Below are 5,602 nucleotides of genomic sequence, written 5' to 3' on the forward strand. Positions count from 1 at the left end.
CAGCGCATGGCCGGCGCCGCCGCCGTGTCGCGCGACCGCGCGCCGTTCGCCGGCCGCATCGCCCGCCAGCAGGAACAGTTGGGCCTGCCCGCCTACCCGACCACGACCATCGGTTCCTTCCCGCAGACCGCCGAGATCCGCGCCCTGCGCCGCGACTGGAAGGCGGGCGCGCTGACGGACTCGGGCTACGAGACCGCCATCCGCAAGGAAATCGAGGAAGTCATCCGCTTCCAGGAGAAGGTCGGCCTGGACGTGCTGGTACACGGCGAACCCGAGCGCAATGACATGGTGGAGTACTTCGGCGAACTGTTGGCCGGCTTCGCCTTCACCAAGAACGGCTGGGTCCAGAGCTACGGTTCGCGCTGCGTCAAGCCGCCGATCATCTTCGGCGACGTCGCCCGTCCCGCGCCGATGACGGTGGGCTGGTCGTCCTACGCGCAGTCGCTGACCGACAAGCCGGTCAAGGGCATGCTGACCGGTCCGGTCACCATCCTGCAATGGTCGTTCGTGCGCGATGACCAGCCGCGCGAGCAGACTTGCCGCCAACTGGCGCTGGCGCTGCGCGACGAAGTGGTGGACCTGGAAACCGCCGGCATCAGCGTCATCCAGATCGACGAGCCCGCCATCCGCGAAGGCCTGCCGTTGCGCCGCGCCGATTGGCAGGCCTACCTGGACTGGGCCGTGGATTGCTTCCGCCTGTCGACCGCCGGCGTGCGCGACGAGACGCAGATCCACACGCACATGTGCTATTCGGAGTTCAACGACATCATCGAATCCATCGCCGCCATGGACGCGGACGTGATCACGATCGAAACGTCGCGCTCCAACATGGATCTGCTCAAGGCTTTCGAGGACTTCCGCTATCCGAACGACATCGGTCCCGGCGTCTACGACATCCATTCGCCGAACGTGCCTGAAGTGGACTGGATGGTCGGCCTGATGGAGAAGGCCGCGGCCCGCCTGCCCAAGGAACGCCTGTGGGTCAATCCTGACTGCGGCCTGAAGACGCGCGCCTGGCCTGAAACCGAAGCTGCGCTGATCGGCATGGTGGAGGCGGCGCGAGCCTTGCGCCAGTCCGCCTGAGCAGGCATTTTGCAGGAACGCAGCCGGATCTGAGGGGCCGGCGTCAGCCCCGGTTTGCGTGCAAGTCGCGCGGGCCGGGGTCTTTCTTGCATGAAAGGGATCCCGTCTGATGGCTGCAAGCCACAGCCTGGGCGCGGCGCGAGGCATTTTTTTCGATCTTGCTTGAACGAAATTCCGCGGCATGGGTCAATACGCAAAATCCCATTGCTGGATCCTTGCCGTTCCTATGATTCTCCAAGGCCCCTGTCGGCCGGACCTGCTGCTCGCAGAGACGCTCCCCGACATTCTGGAAGCCACGATCCTCCGGCATCCCGCCGCCGTCGCCATTCATTGGCTGGATCACACTCTCACTTACGACATGCTCGGTCAGCGCGCCGACCTGGCCGCGCACCATCTGATCGCGGCCGGCGTGCGGCCCGGCGACATTGTGGGCCTGTGCCTGCCGCGCGGGGCGGACCTGCTGGTGATGCAGGCGGCCATCGCCAAGGCCGGCGCCGCCTGGCTGCCGTTTGAATCGGACACGCCATCGGACCGCATGCAGGTCTGCCTGCAGGACGCGGGGGCCAATGGGCTGATCGCCGGCGCCGAGGTCCGGTTGGACGGCATGACCACGTGGACCACCTGGGCGTTGTCGGAACCCGTGGACGGCGCCTTGCGCAGACGGGACGGGCTGCTGCCCGAACACCCGGCCTACGTCATCTATACCTCGGGCTCCACCGGCAAGCCCAAGGGCGTGCCCGTCAGCCACGCCAGCATCTGCCATTTCCTGCGCAGCGAAAACGAAGTGCTGGGCGTACGCCATGACGACAAGGTCTACCAGGGTTTCTCGGTGGCTTTCGACATGTCGTTCGAAGAAATCTGGATCAGCTATCTCGTCGGCGCGGCCTTGTGGGTGGCGCCCAAGATGCTGACCACGGACCCGGAAGGGCTGCCGGACGCCCTGGTGCGCGAAGGCGTCACCGTGCTGCATGCGGTGCCGACCTTGCTCGCCCTGTTCGCGCGCGACGTGCCCGGACTGCGCATCGTGAATCTGGGCGGCGAGGTCTGTCCGGACTTTCTGGTGCCGCGTTGGGCCACGCCCGGCCGGCGCCTGTTCAATACCTACGGTCCCACCGAGACCACGGTGTCCGCCAGCCTGGCGGAACTCCTGCCCGGCCAGCCCGTGACCATAGGCGCGCCGCTGCCCAACTACGGCATGCTGGTGCGCGGCGAGGACGGCGCGGTGCTGCCGCAAGGGCAGGTGGGCGAGCTGTGCATCACCGGTCCCGGCGTGGCCGGCGGCTATCTGGGCAGGCCCGAGCTGACGGCCGAGAAATTCCTGGCCAACCCCTGGCCTTGCGCCGACTACGACACCCGCATGTATCGCAGCGGCGACCTGGCGCGCATCGATGAGCATGGCCAGATTCACTGCCTGGGCCGCAGCGACGACCAGGTCAAGGTGCGCGGCTTTCGCGTCGAGCTCGGAGAAATCGAGGCCGCCTTGTACCGTCAGCCGGGCGTGGGCGCCGCGGCCGTGGTGCTGCGCGATCTCGCGGGCATCGAGCAGTTGGTGGCCTTTCTCAAGCCCGAGGGCGAGGCGCGGCTGGATCCGCATGTCTTGCGCGGCGCGCTCGCCGCGGACTTGCCCGCCTACATGATTCCCGCCCGGTTCGAGCTGGTTGCCGAAGTTCCCCGCCTGACCTCGGGCAAGATCGACCGTAAAGCGCTGAAGGCGCGCGAGCTGGACGCCGTGTCCGAGCCTAGCGGCGAAGACGACGAGCCCGTCACGCCGGGCGAACTTGCCTTGTTCGACGCCTTGCGCCCGCTGTTCCCGGGGCAGCCGCTGCGGCTGGCGAGCGATTTCTTCCGTGATCTGGGCGGCCATTCGCTGCTGGCCGCGCGCCTGGTTTCGTCCTTGCGCAAGCATCCGCATTTTTCCGCGCTGACCATGCACGAGCTGTACCAGCACCCCGTCCTGGGCGTGCTGGCAGCCCGGCTGGATGCGCTTGCGTCGGCTGCCAAGGCCACCGCCGGACCGGCAGGCGTCGCCGGGACCGGTGCCGATCCGGCGGCCACCCCCGAGTGGCGCCGCTGGACCTGTGGCCTGGCGCAGTTGGCGGCCTTGCCGCTGCTGATCGGCGTGCGCATGCTGATCTGGCTGACGCCGTTCTTCACCTATCACTATTGGACCGGCGACGAGGGCGACTCCGTCTGGCGCGCGGTGGCCCTGTCCATTGCCAGCTATCTGGCCTGCAATCTGCTGAGCTTCGGCGTGGCCGTGGCGTGCAAGTGGGGCATCCTGGGCAGGCTCAAGCCCGGCCGCTACCCGCTGTACGGCTGGTTGTTTTACCGCTGGTGGCTGGTGGATCGGGTAATGGACATACCGCCTGCGCATCTGCTGGCCGGATCCCCGTTGCAGGTCTGGTACTTGCGGGCGCTGGGCGCGCGCATCGGCCGCGACGCCGCCATCAGCCGCGTGTCCGTGCGCGCGCCCGACCTGCTGTCGGTGGGGAACGGCGTCAGCATCGGCGCGGCGGTCAACCTGGAGAATTTCTCGGTGCGCGGCGGGGAATGGCGCGTGGCGCCGATCACGCTGGCGGACCACGCCTACATCGGTTCCTATTCGGTGCTGCAGGGCGACGTGGCGATGGGCGAGGGCGCCCGGTTGGACGGCCTGTCTTCCCTGGAGCAGGGCGCTCGAGTGCCCGCGGGCCAGATATGGAGCGGCGCGCCGGCGCGGCACGATCCGCAGGCCCGCGCTCCCGAGCTGCCGCCGCGGCCCCGGCGTCAGGGCCTCTGGAGCCGGCTGGACTGCGTGGCCTACGCGGGCGGCGGCACGCTGATCGCGGCATTGTTCTTCATGCCGGTGTTCCCCAGCTTCGTGCTGATCGACTGGATCGACGCGCGTTGGCTGGACCTGATGGGCGCGCGCGTGCCCTGGCCCCAAGCCTTTCTCAGTTATCTGCTGCTGGCCTTGCCCGCCAGCGCCTTGCTGCTGATGCTGACGGTGCTGGTGTCCGCGCTGCTGCGCTGGACGCTGCTGCCCCGATTGGCCGGCGGCCGTTGGCCCGTGTACGGACAGATCTATCTGCGGCGCTGGCTGACCAACCAGATCCAGGAATCCAGCCTCAGCGTGCTGCACGGCCTGTACGCATCGATCTACGCCGGCAACTGGTATCGCCTGCTGGGCGCCAAGGTCGGGCGCGGCACGGAAATCTCCACCGCCATGGGCGTGGTGCCCGACATGCTGACCCTGGGCCGCGACAGCTTCATTGCCGATGGCGTGATGCTGGGCGACGAGGAAATCGACGGCGGCTGGATGACCATGCGCCCCACCGTCATCGGCAACCGCAGTTTCGTCGGCAACGGCGCCTACGTGCCGGATGGCTCGGTGTTGCCCGACGACGTGTTGATCGGCGTGCAGAGCCGGGCGCCGGCCAACGCCCGCATGGCCAGCGGCCAGACCTGGCTGGGCAACCCGCCGCTGGCGCTGCCCGCGCGCGAGCAGACCGCGGGCTTTCCCGCTCACCTGACTTTCCGGCCCAGCCTGGGGCGCAAGATCCTGCGCGGCAGCGTCGAGGGCATGCGGATGATCCTGCCGCTGGCCGTGGTGATCGCGGTGGGCTACCTGACTGTCATGAAGGTCATCCCCATCGCCGCGCGCGAAGGCTTCGTCTCCGCCTTCGACGAACTGATGCTGGCCGGCGTGCTGTACGGCGTCGGCGCTTTCCTGTTCCTGGTGGCGCTGAAATGGACGCTGATCGGCCGCTACCGGCCGCGCGCCGAGCCGATGTGGACACCCTTCGTCTGGAAGAGCGAAGCGGTCACCAGCCTGTACGAATCCATCGCGGTGCCGAACTTCTTCAACTTCCTGCGGGCCACGCCCTGGCTGCCGCTGGCTTTGCGGTGCATGGGCGCCCGCATCGGCAAGCGCGTTTTCATGGACACCACCGACATCACCGAGTACGACTGCGTCTCGATTGGGGATGACGCGGTGCTGCATGCCTGGTCGGGCCCGCAGACCCATTTGTTCGAAGACCGGGTGATGAAGATCGGCCTGGTCCGCATCGGCGACGCCGTCAACGTGGGACCGCGCAGCACCATCCTGTACGACACCCGGGTCGGAGCCGGCGCGCGCCTCGGTCCGCTGACGCTGGTGCTCAAGGGCGAGGTCATTCCGGCGGGTCAGGCCTGGATCGGCAGCCCGGCCACGCCTTGGACGCAGCGGTGACCCTGGCCCTGAGGCTGACCGGGGAGGGCGCTCCGGTGGAGTTGTGGCTGTTGCACCTGGCGGCGCCGCGGCAGGCGCAGCGGCAAGCGGCCAGGGACTGGCTGGCCGCCGAGCTGACGCGGCGCGACCCGGCCATGCCGCCGGGCTGGACCGAAACCCCCAAAGGCCTCCGGATGCCGCAGGGCGCGTGCTGGAACAGCTCGTTTTCCTATTGCGGCCCCTATATTCTTTGCGGCCTGTCCCGGCTGGGCATGCCGGGCGTGGACCTGGCCGGCGCGCAGGCCTGGCCGGGCGACGCGGACGTGCTGG

General features: G+C 68.4%; 2 protein-coding genes and 1 pseudogene. All 3 read left to right on the forward strand.

The window, feature by feature from the left end:
• Window positions 1-1,083: 5-methyltetrahydropteroyltriglutamate--homocysteine S-methyltransferase (gene metE / locus WBB14_RS16055; protein WP_424240721.1), on the forward strand; the 1,083-nt coding region annotated here is incomplete at its 5' end.
• Window positions 1,084-1,309: 226 nt separating this feature from the next.
• The gene (locus tag WBB14_RS16060) at window positions 1,310-5,293 is read left to right on the forward strand and encodes a Pls/PosA family non-ribosomal peptide synthetase (protein ID WP_424240722.1); all 3,984 of its coding nucleotides are present in this window, start codon (window positions 1,310-1,312) and stop codon (window positions 5,291-5,293) included.
• Window positions 5,290-5,602, forward strand: a pseudogene (locus WBB14_RS16065) (hypothetical protein); the annotation flags it as partial. The gene WBB14_RS16060 and the pseudogene WBB14_RS16065, both read left to right, overlap by 4 nt.

The sequence above is a fragment of the Achromobacter sp. genome (assembly GCF_049647645.1).
Classification (GTDB): Bacteria; Pseudomonadota; Gammaproteobacteria; order Burkholderiales; family Burkholderiaceae_B; genus Achromobacter.